The sequence below is a fragment of the Sorangium sp. So ce145 genome (assembly GCF_051525985.1).
GTDB lineage: Bacteria > Myxococcota_A > Polyangia > Polyangiales > Polyangiaceae > Sorangium > Sorangium cellulosum_B.
This window is the reverse complement of sequence record NZ_CP150315.1, coordinates 8,254,984-8,271,028: the sequence shown is the minus strand read 5'-3', so window position 1 is coordinate 8,271,028 and position 16,045 is coordinate 8,254,984. Positions and strand designations below refer to the sequence as shown.

Annotated in this window: 15 protein-coding genes; 8 read left to right on the top strand and 7 right to left on the bottom strand. The window is 71.1% G+C overall.

The window, feature by feature from the left end; genetic code table 11:
* The first annotated feature begins 5 nt into the window (after nucleotides 1-5).
* From WMF34_RS30460 to WMF34_RS30445, 4 genes are all read left to right on the top strand, one after another.
* The gene (locus WMF34_RS30460; protein WP_012238551.1) at nucleotides 6-2,318 is read left to right on the top strand and encodes a beta-ketoacyl-[acyl-carrier-protein] synthase family protein; all 2,313 of its coding nucleotides are present in this window, start codon (nucleotides 6-8) and stop codon (nucleotides 2,316-2,318) included.
* The gene (locus WMF34_RS30455; protein ID WP_437989996.1) at nucleotides 2,315-3,238 is read left to right on the top strand and encodes a hypothetical protein; all 924 of its coding nucleotides are present in this window, start codon (nucleotides 2,315-2,317) and stop codon (nucleotides 3,236-3,238) included. The genes WMF34_RS30460 and WMF34_RS30455 overlap by 4 nt, the downstream gene beginning before the upstream one ends.
* A complete protein-coding gene (locus WMF34_RS30450; RefSeq protein WP_437989995.1) occupies nucleotides 3,235-5,145 on the top strand; it encodes a beta-ketoacyl synthase N-terminal-like domain-containing protein in 1,911 nt (636 codons plus the stop codon). Before WMF34_RS30455 ends, WMF34_RS30450 begins: the two co-directional genes overlap by 4 nt.
* A 218-nt stretch (nucleotides 5,146-5,363) precedes the next feature.
* On the top strand, nucleotides 5,364-5,753 hold the full coding sequence (locus WMF34_RS30445) for a nuclear transport factor 2 family protein (RefSeq protein ID WP_231864320.1): 390 nt from the start codon (nucleotides 5,364-5,366) through the stop codon (nucleotides 5,751-5,753).
* 64 nt (nucleotides 5,754-5,817) lie between these two features.
* On the opposite strand, the gene WMF34_RS30440 is transcribed toward WMF34_RS30445, so the two are convergent.
* The 4 genes from WMF34_RS30440 to asnS form a co-directional block, all read right to left on the bottom strand.
* Nucleotides 5,818-6,732, bottom strand: a complete 915-nt coding sequence (locus tag WMF34_RS30440) for a patatin-like phospholipase family protein (protein WP_012238547.1) — start codon at nucleotides 6,730-6,732, stop codon at nucleotides 5,818-5,820.
* Nucleotides 6,733-6,773: 41 nt separating this feature from the next.
* Nucleotides 6,774-7,400, bottom strand: a complete 627-nt coding sequence (locus WMF34_RS30435) for a hypothetical protein (RefSeq protein ID WP_231864319.1) — start codon at nucleotides 7,398-7,400, stop codon at nucleotides 6,774-6,776.
* Nucleotides 7,401-7,500: 100 nt separating this feature from the next.
* A complete protein-coding gene (locus WMF34_RS30430) occupies nucleotides 7,501-8,238 on the bottom strand; it encodes a class II glutamine amidotransferase (RefSeq protein ID WP_231864318.1) in 738 nt (245 codons plus the stop codon).
* 555 nt (nucleotides 8,239-8,793) lie between these two features.
* Nucleotides 8,794-10,134, bottom strand: a complete 1,341-nt coding sequence (gene asnS, locus WMF34_RS30425; RefSeq protein WP_437989994.1) for an asparagine--tRNA ligase — start codon at nucleotides 10,132-10,134, stop codon at nucleotides 8,794-8,796.
* 64 nt (nucleotides 10,135-10,198) lie between these two features.
* Here asnS and WMF34_RS30420 point away from each other — a divergent pair, with 64 nt between their 5' ends.
* Together WMF34_RS30420 and WMF34_RS30415 are read left to right on the top strand one after the other, a co-directional pair.
* Nucleotides 10,199-11,038, top strand: coding sequence for a PDZ domain-containing protein (locus tag WMF34_RS30420; RefSeq protein WP_437989993.1), 840 nt, complete (start codon nucleotides 10,199-10,201; stop codon nucleotides 11,036-11,038).
* Nucleotides 11,039-11,053: 15 nt separating this feature from the next.
* Entirely contained in the window at nucleotides 11,054-11,581 is a 528-nt protein-coding gene (locus WMF34_RS30415) for a TrmH family RNA methyltransferase (RefSeq protein ID WP_012238542.1), read from the top strand.
* Between the two features lie 39 nt (nucleotides 11,582-11,620).
* Here the strand turns inward: WMF34_RS30415 and WMF34_RS30410 are convergent, their stop codons facing one another.
* The 3 genes from WMF34_RS30410 to groES all read right to left on the bottom strand — a co-directional run bounded on the left by WMF34_RS30410 (nucleotide 11,621) and on the right by groES (nucleotide 14,235).
* Complete coding sequence (locus WMF34_RS30410; RefSeq protein ID WP_012238541.1) at nucleotides 11,621-12,154, bottom strand: GNAT family N-acetyltransferase; 534 nt, start codon at nucleotides 12,152-12,154, stop codon at nucleotides 11,621-11,623.
* Between the two features lie 128 nt (nucleotides 12,155-12,282).
* Nucleotides 12,283-13,911: a chaperonin GroEL gene (gene groL / locus WMF34_RS30405; protein WP_012238540.1), complete on the bottom strand. Its 1,629-nt coding sequence runs from the start codon at nucleotides 13,909-13,911 to the stop codon at nucleotides 12,283-12,285.
* Between the two features lie 33 nt (nucleotides 13,912-13,944).
* Nucleotides 13,945-14,235, bottom strand: a complete 291-nt coding sequence (gene groES, locus WMF34_RS30400; RefSeq protein ID WP_012238539.1) for a co-chaperone GroES — start codon at nucleotides 14,233-14,235, stop codon at nucleotides 13,945-13,947.
* Nucleotides 14,236-14,687: 452 nt separating this feature from the next.
* Here groES and WMF34_RS30395 point away from each other — a divergent pair, with 452 nt between their 5' ends.
* The gene (locus WMF34_RS30395; protein ID WP_437765560.1) at nucleotides 14,688-15,293 is read left to right on the top strand and encodes a hypothetical protein; all 606 of its coding nucleotides are present in this window, start codon (nucleotides 14,688-14,690) and stop codon (nucleotides 15,291-15,293) included.
* On the top strand, nucleotides 15,293-15,946 hold the full coding sequence (locus tag WMF34_RS30390; RefSeq protein ID WP_437989992.1) for a hypothetical protein: 654 nt from the start codon (nucleotides 15,293-15,295) through the stop codon (nucleotides 15,944-15,946). The genes WMF34_RS30395 and WMF34_RS30390 overlap by 1 nt, the downstream gene beginning before the upstream one ends.
* Nucleotides 15,947-16,045: the final 99 nt, after the last annotated feature.

The following is a 16,045-nucleotide window of genomic DNA, read 5'->3' as shown; positions in this document are numbered from 1 at the left end:
CGGGCGTGCGCATCTGGGTGACGGGCATCGGGATCGTCTCGCCCCTGGGGCGCGGGGCGAGCGAGACGATGGACCGGCTCATCGCAGGAGAGCGGGCCTTCGCGCCGCTCTCCTTGTTCGAGATCCCCGGGACGCGCGGGCGCATCGCCGCGGAGGTCCGCGGCCTCTCCCCCGAGGAGGTCGCGCCGCCCGGCGAGGCGGAAGGGTGGTCTCGCACCGACGCGATGGCCGTGCTCTCGGCCCGCGAGGCGCTCGGACACGCGGGCATCGACCCGAGGGCCGTTCCCGTCGACCTGGTGGTCGGCGGGACGACCGCCGGGATGTTCGAGACGGAGGACTTGCTCGCCTGGCTGTCGCACGACCCCAGCGCGATCGCCCCCCTGAAGCGGATGCTCTCGCATCCCCTCTCCTCGACGGCCGACCACGTCCGCGCCGCCGTCGGTCCGTTCCGTCGGGTGAGGAGCGTCTGCAGCGCCTGCTCGAGCGGCGCGAACGCCGTGTTGCTGGGCGCGGCCTGGCTCCGCGCCGGCCTCTCCACCCGCGTGCTCGCGGGGGGCGCCGACGGCCTGTGCCGGCTGACGTACACCGGCTTCGGCGCGCTCGCGGCCGTCGATCCGGCGCCGTGCCGCCCGTTCGATCGGCGGCGCGCCGGCCTGAACCTCGGCGAAGCGGCGGCGTTCCTGCTCCTCGAGTCCGAGGACGCCGCGCGCGCGCGCGGGGCGCAGCCGATCGTCGAGCTCCGCGGATGGGCGACCGGCGCCGAGGCGCATCACATCACCAACCCCGAGCGCGAGGGGCGCACCGCCGCGCGCGTCATGCGCGACGCTCTCCGGTGCGCGGCGCTCACGCCCTCGGATCTCGATTACGTCAACGCGCACGGCACCGCGACGCCGCTGAACGACGTCATGGAGAGCGCCGCCCTGCGCGCCTGCCTCGGCCCCGAGGTGAACCGCATCGCCGTCTCCTCATCGAAGGGGCAGATCGGGCACACGCTCGGCGCAGCGGGCGCGGTCGAGGCCGCGATCACCGCCCTCGCCATCGCGCGCGGCGTGATGCCCCCGACCGGCGGCCTCGAAGAGGTCGATCCGGAGTGCCAGCTCGCGCACCTGAAGGAGGCGCGCGAGGCGCCGATCCGGTCGGCGATGTCGAACTCCTTCGGCTTCGGCGGCACGGACAGCGTGCTCGTGCTCGCGCAGCCAGACCGTTTTCCTCCGCCGCTCGACGCCGGCAGCGCGCCCCGGCGGCGCTCGGTCGTCGTGACGGCGGCCGCGACGATCGGCCCGCTCGGCGTCCTCGCGTCCCGCGGCGGCGCCGCGTATCTCGAGCCTGGCCCTCCGCCAGCGGAAGGGGCCATCGCCTTCAACACGGCCGCGCACCTCGATCTCGCGCGGGCGAGGCGGCTCGATCGCGCTGGCCGGCTGACGACGGCCGCGATCCTCACGGCCCTCTCGGAGGCCGGGCTCGGCGGCGCGGTTCAGGCCGAGGCCGGCGCGGGCGATCCGGCGGCCGACGTCGCGCCGAGCCGCACCCTGCCTGGCGCCATCGTCGGCGCGTCCTTTGGCAGCGTCGACGCCTCGACCGCCTACATGCGGCGCATCTACGACAAGGGCGCGAAGTACGCGAGCCCCGCCGATTTTCCGAACCTGGTCCCCTCGTCGCCGGTCGGGCATGCCTCCATCTACCTGGGCCTCCGTGGCCCGGTGTTCGCGATGGCCGATCTCGGAGCGACCGCGGAAGCGGCCATGGTCACGGCCATCGAGCTCATCACGGCCGGGGAGGGGGAGGCGCTCGCCGCAGGCAGCGTCGAGGAGACGAGCCCGATGATCGAGCGGTGCCTCGGTCCGATCTGCTCGCAAGTCGTCAGCAGCGGTGTCCGCAGCGAGGGCGCTGCCGTGCTGCTCTTCGAGAGCGCCGCGCGTGTGCGTGAGCGAGGGGCGCGCCCGGTGGCGATGGTGTCCTGGTGGAACTCCTGGCGGGGTGACGGCGTGGGGATGCTCGCGGGAGCGCCAGCGCCGGCGCGCCTCGGCGCTTCGGGAGAGGTCGCCCTGCGAGCGCAGGCCACCGTCCCGTCGCCAGCCGCCGTGTTCGTCGGACGGGAGGAGGAGCGCCTCGTCGCCTGCCTGCAGGGCTCACCGTGGGCCGAGGTGCGGCGCTCCACGCTCGCGTCGCGCTCAGGTGATCACGAGGGCGCCGGCGGGTTCGCCGCTGCTGCAGCGGTCGCGGCGCTCGCCAGCCGCGACCTCGCGAGCGTGCTCGTCGTGGGCGGCGCACCCGACCGGGGATACGCCATCCTGCTGGTCGCTCCCGGCGACGCGTGACGACGTCGCCGCCTGCTCCCCGCCGTCGCGCGCGGCACCTCGTCGGCGCCGGGCGCCTCCTGCTCTTGCTCGCGAGCCTCCCTGCCTGCGCCGCGAGCGCGCCCTTCGATCGCCTGCGCGGCGGCGCGCTCGACGCCGAGCTAGCGCGCCTCCTGCCTGGCCCATCGGCGGGCACGTCCGCCGCGCGGCTCGACCCCTCCGCGTGGCGAGAGGGGCGCGAGCGCCTCGCAGGTCTCCGCCGCGAGGTCGAGGGGGCTGGCCCGCGCACGCTCCGCGTCCGCCTGGCATTGCGGGAGCCGCGCACGGGCCACGTGCTCGAGGCGCGCGGCGCGATCGCGGTCGCCCCGCCGGCGATCGAAGGGCGCGCACGCGCGGCGGGGAGCGACATCCTCGAGCCCGAGGGCGCGCTGCGGATGATCCTCCTCGGCCCGGGCGGCACCACCGCGCTCGACCTGTGGGCCCGTGGCGATCGCTTCCGTTTCGCCGTTCCCGCGCTCGATCTGCTGAGGCGCGGCGACGCCTCGACGCCGCGGACCGCACTCCGCGGTCTGCCGGTAGATTTCCTGCGCTGGTGGATGCTCCACCCGGCGGCGGGGACGCTGCTCTGGTACTCGCGCGCCGAGAGCACGGATTCCTTCGTCCTGCGCGACGGCGACGCCGTGATCGATCTGCGGGTCAACGACCGCGGCGTGATCGGCGCGCGCCGCACCACGTGGTCGACGGCGGAGGGCGCCCGCCGGCGCCGGCTCGACGAGGAGGTCGTGATCGCCGAGGGCATGGGCTGCGGCAACGTCCGTTACGCGCAGGCCTCGACCGGGCTGCTCATCACGGTGATCTGCGAGGCCGAGGAGCGGGATCGCGCGCCGGATCCACGCGCGTTCGTCGATCCCGACGCGCTCCGGCAGGGGGGCGGCTCATGAGCGACGCCTGCGTCATCGCCTCGGGCGCTGTCTCGGCGCTCGGCCTCGGCCCTCTCGCCTACCGCGTCCCTCGGGCTGGCGAGCCTGCGCCTGTCGCGATCGCGCGCGACGCGGAGCTGGCTCGCGCCGGCCTGCTGCGGCCCTTCGCCGCGCGCGCGCCGGCGGAGCTCGGCGTCGCTCCAGGCGCCGATCGCGCCACGGACCTGCTGAAGGCGGCGCTCTCACAGACGCTCGCGGCGCTGGAGGGCGTGCGTCCGGGCTTTCGTGGCGAGCGCATCGGCATCGCCCTCGGCACCTCCAGCGGCGGCATGCTCACCGCGGAGCGGTTCTTCGCCGCCCGCGCCGAGGGGGCCGACGCCGGATCGCTCGCCGCGCTGGCCTCGCGCGCGACGTATTTCGCGCCGTTCAACGACGCGCTCGCGGCGTTCGGGCTCGAGCGGACCCCGCTGCGCACGCACCTGCTCGCGGCGTGCGCGGCGAGCACCCTGGCGATCGGCCTCGGTCTCCGCTGGCTCGATCGCGGCGCCTGCGATCTCGTGCTCGCCGGTGGCTACGACGCCCTCAGCATCTTCGTCGCCGCCGGCTTCGAGGCGCTCCGCGCGACCACGGCGTCCAGGTCGCGCCCGTTTCGGGTCGGCCGTGACGGCATGGCGCTCGGCGAGGGCGCCGCCGTCGTCGCCCTCGTCCGCGAGGATCGTCTCCGCGGCGCCCCGGTGATCGTCCGCGTCGCCGGCTTCGGCGCCTCCACGGACGCGGTGCACATCACCGCCCCGGATCGAACCGGCTCGGGGCTCGCGCGCGCCGGCGCCGCGGCGCTCGCCGACGCCGGGTGGCCTGCCTCGCGCGTCGGCCTGATCAGCGCCCACGCCACGGCGACGCCTTACAACGACGCCATGGAGTCGCGCGCGATCGCCGCGCTGCTCTCGCCGCGCGGCGCCGTGGAGGGCTCGGACGCGCTGCCGGGCGCGGATGCGCCTCCGCCGGTGGTCCACCCGTTCAAGGCTCAGATAGGGCACACGCTCGGGGCCGCCGGCGTGCTCGAGGCGCTCGCCGCAGCGGCCGCCCTCCAGGCGTCCATCGCTCCACCGGCGGCCTCCGAAGGCGAGCTCGACCCCGACGCGCCGGCTCACCTGCTCGAGCGCGCCGAGCCCCGCCCGCTCTCTTCGGCGCTCAAGCTCTCGGCAGCGTTCGGCGGCGCCAACGCCGCCCTCTTGCTCACGTCCTCGGCCAGCGGGCGCCGCCCGCGGCGCCCGCGCGCCGTGGTCCTCCGCGCGCACGCGCACGTGACGGGCTCCGATCTCGGGCGCCTCGCCGAGGCGACCGGCATCGCGCGCGACCGCCTCGCGCGCCTCGACGCGCTCTGCCGGCTCGGGCTGACCGCGGTGGCAGCCCTCGCCGCCATCGTCGGCGCCGATCGCTTGCGGGGGGCCGGCATCGTCGCGGGCCACGCGTTCGCCACGATCGACACCAACGATGTGTACGACGCCCGCCGGCGCGCCCGCGGAGCCCGCTTCGTCGAGCCGCGCCTCTTCCCTGCGACGTCGCCGAACGCGATCGCGGGCGAGTGCGCCATCGCGTACCAGCTCACCGGGCCGAGCTTCGCGGTCGGCGCTGGGCTCGGCGGCGCGCTCGAGGCGCTCCGCGCCGCGGCCGATCTCGTCGCGTCGTCGGACGCCGACCGCATGGTCGTCCTGGCGGCCGACGACGCGGGGCCGGTCGCGCGCGAGCTGCTCGGCCTCACCGGCGCCCAGCCCCGCGCGCTCGCCAGCGGCGCCGTCGCGCTCCTCCTGCAGGCGGATCCCGGCGACGAAGAGCGCCTGCGCAAGGTCGATCCGGACCTCCCTGTCGACCACGACGGGCCGGTTGGCCATCTCGCCCTCCTCCGCTGGCTCGAGGAGCACGCGTAGCGGCGCGCCCGTCCCCGTCATCCTTGGTGGTCGTGATCGCTTCGCTTGCCGATCCGCGCCTCGATCTGGCAAGGTTCCCAGCTGGAATCAGCCGCTTCCCCCGAGCGTTGTCCTGTCCGCGTATGTTCTGCCGCCAAACAAAAGCTGTCGCTTCGCTCCTCGTCGTTGCTTCGGCCGTCCTCGCCGGGTGCGCGACCCACTACATCCCGAACACAGACGTGGAGGACAATGACGACAACCGCAAGATCATCTCGTTCTGCGAGAAGTATCGCAACGCGGTGGAGAGCAAGAACGTGGGCGAGCTGCTCAAGCTCGCGTCGCCCAAGTACTACGAGGACGGCGGCAACATCGATGCGGCGGACGACCTCGATTACGCCGGCCTGCGCGCGTACCTCACCGGCAAGTTCCAGGACGCTCGCGCCATCCGCTACGAGATCCGCTACCGGCGCGTCCTGAAGGGTGATGACGTCATCTACGTCGACTACACCTTCAGCGCGAGCTACCGCATCCCGGGGGGCAAGGGCGAAGAGTGGCGCCGCAAGGTCGACGACAACCGGCTGGAGCTGGTGGAGTACCAGGACGGGTACCGCATCGTCGCGGGGATGTAGCGCTCGGTCGCTGCGCGACGGCGCGGTCGACGTACGCCAGGGCGCGCGGCGGTAGCTCTCCGCTCTAGTTCAGCGCGCTCTTCGAGGAGGGGGCATCGAACACGCCCTTCTCCTTCGCGGCGGCGAGTATGCGGAGCGCCGTGCGGTAGCCGCGCAGGACGAGCGGCTTGGCGGCGAACCGGTTCATGTAGCTGTACCGGCCGATCGCGGGCGCCACGTCCAGGAAGGTGACGCTCGGGTAGAGCTTGGAGAGGAGCTCGACGCCGCGGCGCTCCTTCTCGGCCAGAAGGATGCTGAGCGACTGCCGGACGACGCTGGGCGCGCCGCTCCTCGCGATCGAGCGCTGCGACCCGTCGCGCTCCTCGGGACGGTAGATGTTGGAGATGATCACGATGTTCGCGCCGGCATTCACGGCCACGTCGGCGGAGAGCGTCCGGATGACCTCGCCGCTCAAGTGATAGCGGCCGTTGATGCGGTAGGGCCGGAACAGGCCGGGCACGCAGCAGCTGGCGGCCACCGCCTGGCTGATCGGCGTGGCCTCGTCGTAGCCCGGGCCGAACACGACGCGCTTCGCGCTGTCCACGTCCACCGCCGTCACGTAGACGGCGTGCGGCAGCTGCCGGAAGTCGTTGATCGGCAGCGTTCGGCGCACGTAGCGCTCGAGCCTGTCGATCGAGAACACCCCCGAGCAGAGGTATCCCGGGTCGAGCAGATCGCGCAGGGCGGGAGCGCCGAAGAAGCTCGACACGTGGAGGCGAGGCCCGCGGTGACGTCGTCTCCAGGGGAGGCGGTAGGCGTCGAGCAGCACGTCGAGCGGGATGTCTTGCCCGTACGTCGCGCTGACCAGCGCGCCCGCTCCCGCGCCCACGTAGATCTCTGGATGGATGCCCAGCTCCTCGCAAGCCTTCAGCACGCCGAGGTGCGCAAGGCCTCGCGCCGCTCCTCCGGAGCCCACGAACGCGATCTTGAGGCGGCTCATCGAGCCCCGATCTTGTCGGAGATATGGCACAAGCGCAAAGCCTACTGTAACTGGAAGTCCTCGAGCAGCCGGTAGATCCTGAATCGCGGGCCGTCGCGGCGCAGCCAGACGACGATCTCGTCGCCGAGCAGGCGATCCGTGGCGACCCGCGCGGTCGCGATCGGCACGCGGATCACGACGTCCTGGTCGTCGAGCGTCTCGGGCTGGATCGCGGGGTGTTGCGGCGTCGCGAGCACGTCCTCGGCCCGGAAGATCTGGAGCTCCGACTCCCGATAGACCGGCTCTCCGGCGAGCTTTCCGTACTCGAGTCGCCGGAACCGCTGCTCCCACCAGAGCCCGGCGCTCGGCGGCTGCCCCGATCCGCCCGAGCCGGTGTGGATCGCGAGGGCATCGCGCGTCAGCAGCTCGCTCAAGGCTTCGCTGTCCTCGGCGACCACCCGCCGGAAGAACTCGTCCACGACGTCCAGCGCGGCGCCGATGCCGAGAGGCGTCCGGAGGGTCACGACGCTGTCCTCGACGTCTGCCTGGTTCGTCGGTGGCGGCGGGGTGCTCGCCGGATCGAGCGCCACGCCGTCGGGGCGGCGGCGCTCGTCGGAGAGCTCGGCGGCGGTGGGAAAGGAGGCCGGTTCTCCGCGGCCGCACCCCAGGAGCGACCAGCCCGCGATCAAGGCGACGAGCAGCGATGGACACGCTCGCGACGGCCGAGAGGCGTCCGGAGCGCCGGCCGGCGGTGCATGGGCCCTGGCCTCCTGCGGGCCCTCCGGGCGTTCAGATCGGCTCGATCGCGGGAGCATCGGCGCGGGTGAACGTCACGATCGCACGCTCGCCAACGTGGGTCCACCCCGCGGGGGCCTGGTCGTCATCGAAGTCCGACGCGACGAGCGTCAACCGGCTCGCGGCATAGTCGGGCATGCGCATTCGGCCCAACCCGCCGTCGCTGAGGAGCCGCTCCATGTCGTCGCTGCCCTGGTAGATGCGGTACGCCATCGACGTGCCGCCGTGGGCGGCGAGCAGGTACTCGGGGTTCGTGACCACGATGTTCATCGCGCTCGGCCCCGCCCCTTCCTCGGCGCAGAGCCGGTCCACGAGCGCGATGGAGGAGCGGAGGGCCGTCCGCGCGCTCGCCGCGTCCACGTTGGGTCGATCGAGCTGGCCGCTGTCGTGGAGGAAGGACAGGAACAGGTGGAAGAGGAGCTCGCTGTCCGTCTCGCCGCGAACGTCGCGCTGGAGAAACTGCGGCAGCGAGTCGCTCAGCTGGTTCCGCAGGCGGGCGAACCCTTCGACCGTGCCCGTGTGGGCGAACAGCCACTGCCGATAACGGAAGGGGTGCGTGTTCTCGGTGCGCAGGCTGCCGACGGTCGCAGCCCGGACATGCGCCACGAGGATGTCGGCGCGCACGTCCTTGGTCATGTCGGCCAGGCTGATCTCCGGTCGATCATCGATCGGCCGGCGCTTGAGGAGAATCTCTCCTCCCTGGTAGAAGCCGACCCCCCAGCCAGGGATCACGCCCTCCCTTCGGCGAACCGTGAGGGCACGTTCTTCGAGCTCGATCGCACGCGCGCCGAGATCCGGACGGTTACCGATAAAGCCGACGAGACGAGCCATAGCTTTGTCCTCGCGAGTTGGGTCGGGGAGGCGGGGGCAGGGTCCGGCTCGCCGGTAGAGCGCTCCCTCATCTGCAAGCAGGGGTGGCTCCGTCGGTCGGCCGAGTGAGCGTGGGTCGCGGGTTGCGCCCTATGCTTTCTTGATACGACAGAGTCGCCCTGCAAGCGGAGCAAAAACGGATCCCCAGCGGCGAGGCGGGGCGCGGGCACGGCCTGACCACACTGCCCGCCGTTGTCGCGCGTCGCGTGGGCTTGCCGATCGCGTTACCTCTTACTCACGCTCCTCGCACAGCGTCGCGATTCCGACGCGTGGGTGCGCGCGAGGAGCGGCTAGCCTCGTCTGCTCCCACGCTTCCACGCGTCGGCCCGCCGCGTCGGCGCCGTGGCGCATCGCGCCGTGGACGAGGCGCTGCCAACCGGCGCCCAGAATTTCCGGCAGGATCTCTGACGCACGGCACTAAGGCGAGAGCCGATTCAGCATGCGCGGGAACGGGATCGTCTCGCGCACGTGCGGCAGACCGCAGATCCAGGCGACGCTCCGCTCGACGCCGAGCCCGAAGCCCGCATGCGGGAAGGTGCCATACCGGCGCAGATCCAGGTACCAGCCGAACGCCTCGGGGGGCAGCCGATGCGCCTCGATTGCCCGCTCGAGGGTGGCGAGATCATCCTCGCGCTGCCCGCCCCCGATCACCTCTCCATAACCTTCCGGCGCCAGGACATCGACGCAGAGCGCGAGCCGGTCGTCCGTCGGATCGCGCTTCATGTAGAAGGCTTTCACCTGAGCCGGATAGCGGTGAATCATGACGGGCCGATCGTACCGGCCGGAGATGATCGTCTCGTCCTCGCCGCCGAAGTCCTCTCCCCAAGGAAAATCCGGAATTTCAGCCTCTCCGGCCATTTTACGTTTCTCCGCGCGCGCCTCGTTCAGGATGGCGACGGCCTCGTCGTAGCGGATGCGCGGGAACGGTTTCTTGACGGCCTCGAGCTTCCCGACGTCGCGCTCGAGCACCGCGAGCTCGGGGCGGCGCCGCTCGAGGACCCGCTCGACGATGAAGCAGAGGAAGTCTTCCGCGAGGTCCATGTCGCCCGCGAGGTCCATGAACGCCACCTCGGGCTCGACCATCCAGAACTCGGCCAGGTGGCGGCGGGTCTTCGACTTTTCCGCGCGGAACGTGGGCCCGAAGCAGTACGCCTTGCCGAACGCGGCCGCCGCCGCCTCCATGTAAAGCTGCCCCGACTGGGTGAGGTACGCCTTCTCGCCGTGGTAGTCGGTCTGGAACAGCGTGCTCGTCCCCTCGCACGCGTTCGGCGTGAAGACCGGCGCATCGACGAGCGTGAACCCGCGCCCGTCGAAGAAGTCGCGGATGGCCTGGATGATGGTGTGACGAACGCGCAAGATCGCGTGCTGCCGCTTCGATCGCAGCCAGAGGTGGCGGTGATCCATGAGGAAGTCGGTCCCGTGCTCCTTCGGGGAGATCGGGTACTCGCCGGCGGTGGGGCCGAGCACGCGGAAGCCGGACGCGGCGATCTCGTAGACCCCGGCGCGCTTCGGGTGTGCCTTCACCTCGCCGACGACATCGATCACGCTCTCCTGGGTGACCTTGTCGGCGGCCGCGAAGACCTCGTCGCCGACGTCGCTCTTCGCCATCACGCACTGGACGGTGCCGAAGCCGTCGCGCAGCTCGAGGAAGTGGAGCTTGCCGCTCGATCGCTTGTTGTAGAGCCATCCGCGGAGCACGACAGTGCTGCCGACGTGCGCGCTGAGGTCGCTGGTAGCAATGACGGGCTGATCCTGCATGGGCGCCCGAAATAGCACGGTTTAGTTGCGGCTGACGCCGGCTCCGGCCAAAAATGGCGCCATCTTGGTCCTCCAACGGCATCGCGCGCTCTCGCTCTGCTTGCCCGCGTTCATCCTGCTGATCGCCGCAGGTGGCACGCCGCTCGCCGCGGGCGGCTGCTCGGCGCTCTATCCCGAGCTCTCGACCCGCCTGCACGAGCCTCCTTCAGACCAGGAGCTGCATCCTCCGCCGCCCGAGAACGTCCGATGGCTGCGGGTCGTCCGGGCGAGAATCCCGGAGCGCACTCGGGACGGCCGAGCCTGGGATTCCGGCGCCGGTGACCTCCCGGACCCCTATGTCCGCGTCTTCGTCAACGGCGCGGAGATCTTTCGGACGGCGGAGCAAGCGAACACGCTCGAGCCGACCTGGCCCGAAGGACCCAGCGGAAACTTCGAGATCTTGCCCGAGGACCGGCTCCGGGTGGAGGTCTGGGAAGCGGATCCGCTCATCGACAAGCCGATCGGGGTGCGCGACATCGGCCGTCCGAGCGATACGCACCGGGCCGCAGGCGAGATCGAGATCGAGCTCGACGCGGGCGGCTCGCTCACGCTCGCGTTCCAGCCGGCGCACGCCAAGCTCGGCCTCGGCCTCTGGTACCAGCTGCATTCCGGCTCGGCATTCATCTCGCGGACCATGGAGGGCGGGCCTGCAGAGCGCGCCGGGCTCCGCAAGGACGACGAGGTGCTGGAGATCGCCGGGCAGCCAGTGCGGCGCATGTCCGTCGCGGCGATCCGGGGCGCGCTCGACGCCGTGCCGCGCGCCGGGCTCGTGCTCCTGGTCAAGCACGCCACGGGCACGACGGAGCGGATCAGGGTCCACGAAGGGCCCATCTATCCGCTGTTCGATCGCTTCGCCGCCGAGTAGGGGAGCCAGCGCGCCGTGAAGATCCCGCCCTTCGGGCTCACCACCCGGGAGATCCGCGAAGAGCTCGCCCCCTTGCGGAACGACTTCTCCGTCGCCGTCTGCCGCGCGAAGAACCCGTTCAACATCGGCGCCATCATCCGCGTCGCGCACTCGTTCCTTGTGCGGGAGATCTTCCTGATCGGGACCGAGCCCTACTACGAGCGCGCTTCGATGGGCATGCAGAAGTACGAGACCATCGTCGAGTGCCCCGACGAGGCGAGCTTCCTCGAAGCGGCGCGCGGCCGCCCGCTCATCGGCGTGGAGCGCGATCACGCGCGGCGCACCCTCTGGGAGGCGCCGTTCCCCCGCGGGCTCGTGTTCCTCTTCGGCAGCGAGGATGACGGGCTGCCGCAGGCGCTGCTCGACGCGTGCGAGGACGTGATCGCGATCCCCATGTACGGGATCAACCACTCGTACCCCGTGGCGATCGCGGCGGGCATGACCCTGTGCGAGTGGGCTCGGCGGCGCGACCCGCGCGGCGGCGTGAGCCGCGCAGGAGGGTGAGCGGCGCCGAGGCGGGCCCCGTCCGTGGGCGGAGGCGCGTTACTCGGGGTAGCGCTCGAAGACGAGGAGCTCGCCCAGGAGGTCGTGATCGAGCGTTCCAGCAGGGCGCATCCCGAGCTTCTCGATCACCCGGAGCGACGCGCGGTGCCAGGCCGGCGTGGTCGCGATGACGCGCCTCACGCCCGGCTGCTGCAGCGTCCAGTGCAGGACGGCGCGCGACCCCTCCGTCGCGTAGCCTTGGCCCTGGGACTTGCCCTCGACGCCGTAGCCGATCTCCACCGTGCCGGTCGCGTCGGGCCGGCCGTTCAGCACCACGCTGCCGACGACGACGCGCTCCTCCTGCCCGCGCGTCACCATCAGCCGCGTGCCCCACAGGAACGCCTCTGGATCGTCGCGCAGCCGGTCGAGCGGCGAGCTGAAGGCGCGCTCGACGAGCGCGCGCCCGGGCCAGGCGCCAGGGAAGCGCGCGCCGGACAGGGCCTCGGCCTCGGCGCGATCTCCGCGGATGACCGCCTCGAGCAGGGGCAGCGAGACCGGGGTGAGCGCCAGGCGCTCGGTAGTCAGGGTGCTCATCGCGAACCTGCGCCGGATCAGATCACGCGCCGCGGCCCGCCGGAAGTCGAAATGGCGAAGGGCCGACTTCCTGAGGAGGAAGTCGGCCCTCGCCCGCCGGGCTTAGCGGTCAGCGCGGCGCGTCGCGATCAGAAGTCGTGGCCGTGGCCCGCGTGGGCGCCACCAGCCGCCGGCTTCTCCTCCTTCGGCCGCTCGGCGATGAGCGCCTCGGTGGTGAGCATCAGGCTGGCGACGCTGGCCGCGTTCTGGAGCGCCGACCGGACGACCTTGACCGGATCGATGACGCCCATCTCGAGCAGGTTGCCGTAGTCGCCCGACGCCGCGTTGTAGCCGTACGAGTCCTTGCCGTCGCGCACCTTCTGCACGACGATCGAGCCCTCTTCCCCGGCGTTGGCCGAGATCTGGCGGAGGGGCTCCTCGATGGCGCGGCGGATGATGTTCACGCCGAACCGCTGCTCGTCGTTGACCTTGAGCTTCTCGAGCGAGCTCTGCGCGCGGATGAGCGCCACGCCGCCGCCCGGGACGATGCCCTCCTCGACGGCCGCGCGGGTCGCGTGGAGCGCGTCCTCGACGCGGGCCTTCTTCTCCTTCATCTCGGTCTCGGTCGCAGCGCCGACCTTGACGACCGCGACGCCGCCCACGAGCTTCGCGAGCCGCTCCTGGAGCTTCTCGCGGTCGTAGTCGCTCGTCGTGTTCTCGATCTGAGCGCGGATCTCCTGCTGCCGGGCCTTGATCTTGTCCTTCTTGCCCTGGCCGCCGACGATCGTGGTGTTGTCCTTGTCGATGATGACGGTCTTGGCGCGGCCGAGATCGCTGATCGTGACGTTCTCGAGCTTGAGGCCGAGCTCCTCCGCGATCACCTGGCCGTCCGTCAGGGTGGCGATGTCCTTCAGCATCTCCTTGCGGCGATCACCGAAGCCCGGCGCCTTGACGGCCGCGCAGTGCAGCGTGCCGCGGAGCTTGTTCACGACGAGGGTCGCGAGCGCCTCGCCCTCGACGTCCTCGGCGATGATGAGGAGCTGCTTCTGGCTCTTGGCGATCGCCTCGAGCACCGGGAGCAGGTCCTTCATGTTGGAGATCTTCTTCTCCGAGATGAGGATGTAGCAGTCCTCGAGGTTCGCCTTCATGGCCTCGGGATCGGTCACGAAGTACGGCGAGAGATAGCCGCGGTCGAACTGCATGCCCTCGACCACGTCGAGGGTCGTGTCGGCGCTCTTGGCCTCCTCGACCGTGATCACGCCCTCCTTGCCGACCTTCTCCATGGCGTCGGCGAGGAGCTTGCCGATCGTCTCGTCGCCGTTCGCGCTGATCGTGCCGACCTGCGCGATCTCCTTCGCGTCCTTGGTCTGCTTGGCGGAGCCGCGGAGGTGCTCGACGATCGCCTCGACCGCCTTGTCGATGCCGCGCTTGATCTCCATCGGGTTGTGCCCGGCCGCGACGAGCTTGGAGCCCTCGCGGTAGATCGCCTGGGCGAGCACCGTCGCGGTGGTCGTCCCGTCGCCGGCGATGTCGCTCGTCTTCGAGGCGACCTCGCGGACCATCTGGGCGCCCATGTTCTCGAAGCGGTTCTCGAGCTCGATCTCCTTGGCGACCGTCACGCCGTCCTTGGTGACCGTCGGCGAGCCGAAGCTCTTCTCGATGACGACGTTGCGCCCCTTCGGGCCGAGGGTGACCTTGACCGCGTCGGCGAGGGCGTTGACCCCCGCGAGGATCATGCTGCGGGCGGACTCGTTGTAGATGATTTCCTTGGCTGCCATGGTGTCTCTCCTAAGTTCCTTCTGTCGCCCGCGTCACTTCTCGATCACGCCGAGGATGTCGTCCTCGCGGAGGATGAGGTGCTCCTCGCCGTCGATCTTGACCTCGGTGCCCGAGTACTTGCCGAAGAGGACGCGATCGCCCTCCTTGACGTCGAGCTTCCGCACGGTACCGTCCTCGGCGACCTTGCCGTTGCCGACGGCGACGACGGTCCCCTCGATCGGCTTCTCTTTCGCGGTGTCCGGAATGTAGAGACCTCCCTTGGTCTTCTCTTCTTCCTTCACGCGCTGAACGATCACGCGGTCCTGGAGCGGTCGAATCTTCATCTTTGCAAGTCCTCCGGGGACGAGCGCCGCGTCCCACGAACGGCGGACCCAGCCGGCACAACGGAGCGCACCGGAAGGCCCCCTACGATTGCAGTCTGGGCACTTTGCTAGCACTCACCTATGGCGAGTGCTAGCGAGCGCGCCGAAGATAGCCACCCCCTGGAGGGTGTCAAGAGTGGCCCCAGGCCGGCACTTTGCGCGTTGGCAGCCAGGCGCAGAGGTGGCTGTAAGTCCTGGAGATCGCAGGGGAAGGTGCGTGGCGCAAGGCTGGGCTCGGCGGAGCCCCTCGGCTAAAATGCGCTTATGAGGGCAAAGCTGCGGCAGCACAGTGACGCGATGCCCTCAGGGCCTCCAGCCCGAGGGAGGCCGTCAGGACGTGTCTGGTTGACCTGAGCGCGCGGTGGCCCGGGTTACGTCGGTATCCAGGGCACCCGCAAAAGTGAGGTGCCGCTGTGAGCCAAGCGATCTCTCTCTCCCCGAGCATGACCCGCTATTTCCAGGAGGTTGTGGACGAGGCGCTCCGAGTTCGGAACGTCGCTGCCACCGAGGCGGCGTCGAGTTACCTCGTCGGTCTGCTCTGTGCTTTTGCTCACCCGGACGAGCATGCCGAGTCTGCCTTCAACCAGCCCCTGACCTTTCTTCTGCGCGACGCGCTGGAAGCCTCCGGAGCCGAGCGTTTCCAGCGGCTGCGTAACCTGGGAGACAGCGTGCTCTACGTGGTCGGCTTCTTCGGCGGCCACATCGAGCTCAAGGGGGTCGATCGCGGCTACGTGGTCGGGGTCGGGTCGACCGCCTACCACCATGCGGCCGCTATGCTGCGCCTCAATGCGCGCGTCGGCCAGGGGCCCGACGTTCTTTCGGAGATGGCCGAGAAATTCGAGCGGTTCGTGAGCGTCCTGAACGATGTGGCCGACGGTACGCTCGCGTCGGGGGCTCGGGACGAGCGCTCGGTGCTCCGGCTGTACGAGCGCTGGGTTCGTACGGGATCGAGCCGCCTCGCGGATGAGCTCGGGGCACGAGGGCTCGTGCCGAGCCGTGGTACGGGCGGGCTCAACTGATGCAGGGGGCGACCTTCCCGTCCCGGATCCAGCAGCACCTGGCGCGCACCTATGCGCTCGATGACGCGCCCGCGGTCGACGATTTCATCCGGCTGACGGACGGCAGCGCACGCGAAGCGCTGCTGATCCGGCACGCCGACGGGGATATCGAGATCGCGCTGCACCTGCCCCGCCGGGCGATCACGCCGGGGCGAGAGCGGACGTTCGACGAGATCTGCCAGATCGTCGAGGGCGTGAGCCACTTCCTCTATGTGGCCGAGCGGGCCCGCAGGGAGCTGCCGGCGACCCAGCTCGAGCTCGAGCTCCAGGCCGAGGTCGACAAATACGTGCTGCTTGTTCATGGCGATCTGGCGGACGAGGTCGAGCCGCTCCGGCGCCGCCACGAGGCGGCCCCACATGGGGCGGGGCGCTTCGAGCCCGAGCGCGCCGCGCGGATCCGCGCCCATCTCTTCGAGCGGGTCACCTTCATGGATCCACCGGGCACGGAGACCGGCGATCGCTACCGGATCGCGAACGATCTGGCGGCGCGGTTCGCGGGGCGACTCGAGGCCGAGTTTGCCCGCCACGGGCGTCATGCCGAGCTGCTCGCGGCGCTGCGACGCTTCTATGCGGCGGGGCAGACGGAAAAGATCGCCCTCGCGCGCGCCGCGTGAGCGCATCCTCCCGGGCGCTCGGGGTCGCTCGGGAGCCCGGCGACGGGCGGCGACGACGAAGAGCGCTCGCCGCGGCCGCGCGCTCTCGTTCTCTCTTGA

Coding starts and splice junctions, on each gene's coding strand:
- WMF34_RS30450 (WP_437989995.1), top strand. CDS start 3,235: ATGAGCGACGCCTGCGTCATCGCCTCGGGCGCTGTCTCGGCGCTCGGC.
- WMF34_RS30440 (WP_012238547.1), bottom strand. CDS start 6,732: ATGAGCCGCCTCAAGATCGCGTTCGTGGGCTCCGGAGGAGCGGCGCGA.
- asnS (WP_437989994.1), bottom strand. CDS start 10,134: ATGCAGGATCAGCCCGTCATTGCTACCAGCGACCTCAGCGCGCACGTC.
- WMF34_RS30410 (WP_012238541.1), bottom strand. CDS start 12,154: ATGAGCACCCTGACTACCGAGCGCCTGGCGCTCACCCCGGTCTCGCTG.
- groL (WP_012238540.1), bottom strand. CDS start 13,911: ATGGCAGCCAAGGAAATCATCTACAACGAGTCCGCCCGCAGCATGATC.
- groES (WP_012238539.1), bottom strand. CDS start 14,235: ATGAAGATTCGACCGCTCCAGGACCGCGTGATCGTTCAGCGCGTGAAG.
- WMF34_RS30390 (WP_437989992.1), top strand. CDS start 15,293: ATGCAGGGGGCGACCTTCCCGTCCCGGATCCAGCAGCACCTGGCGCGC.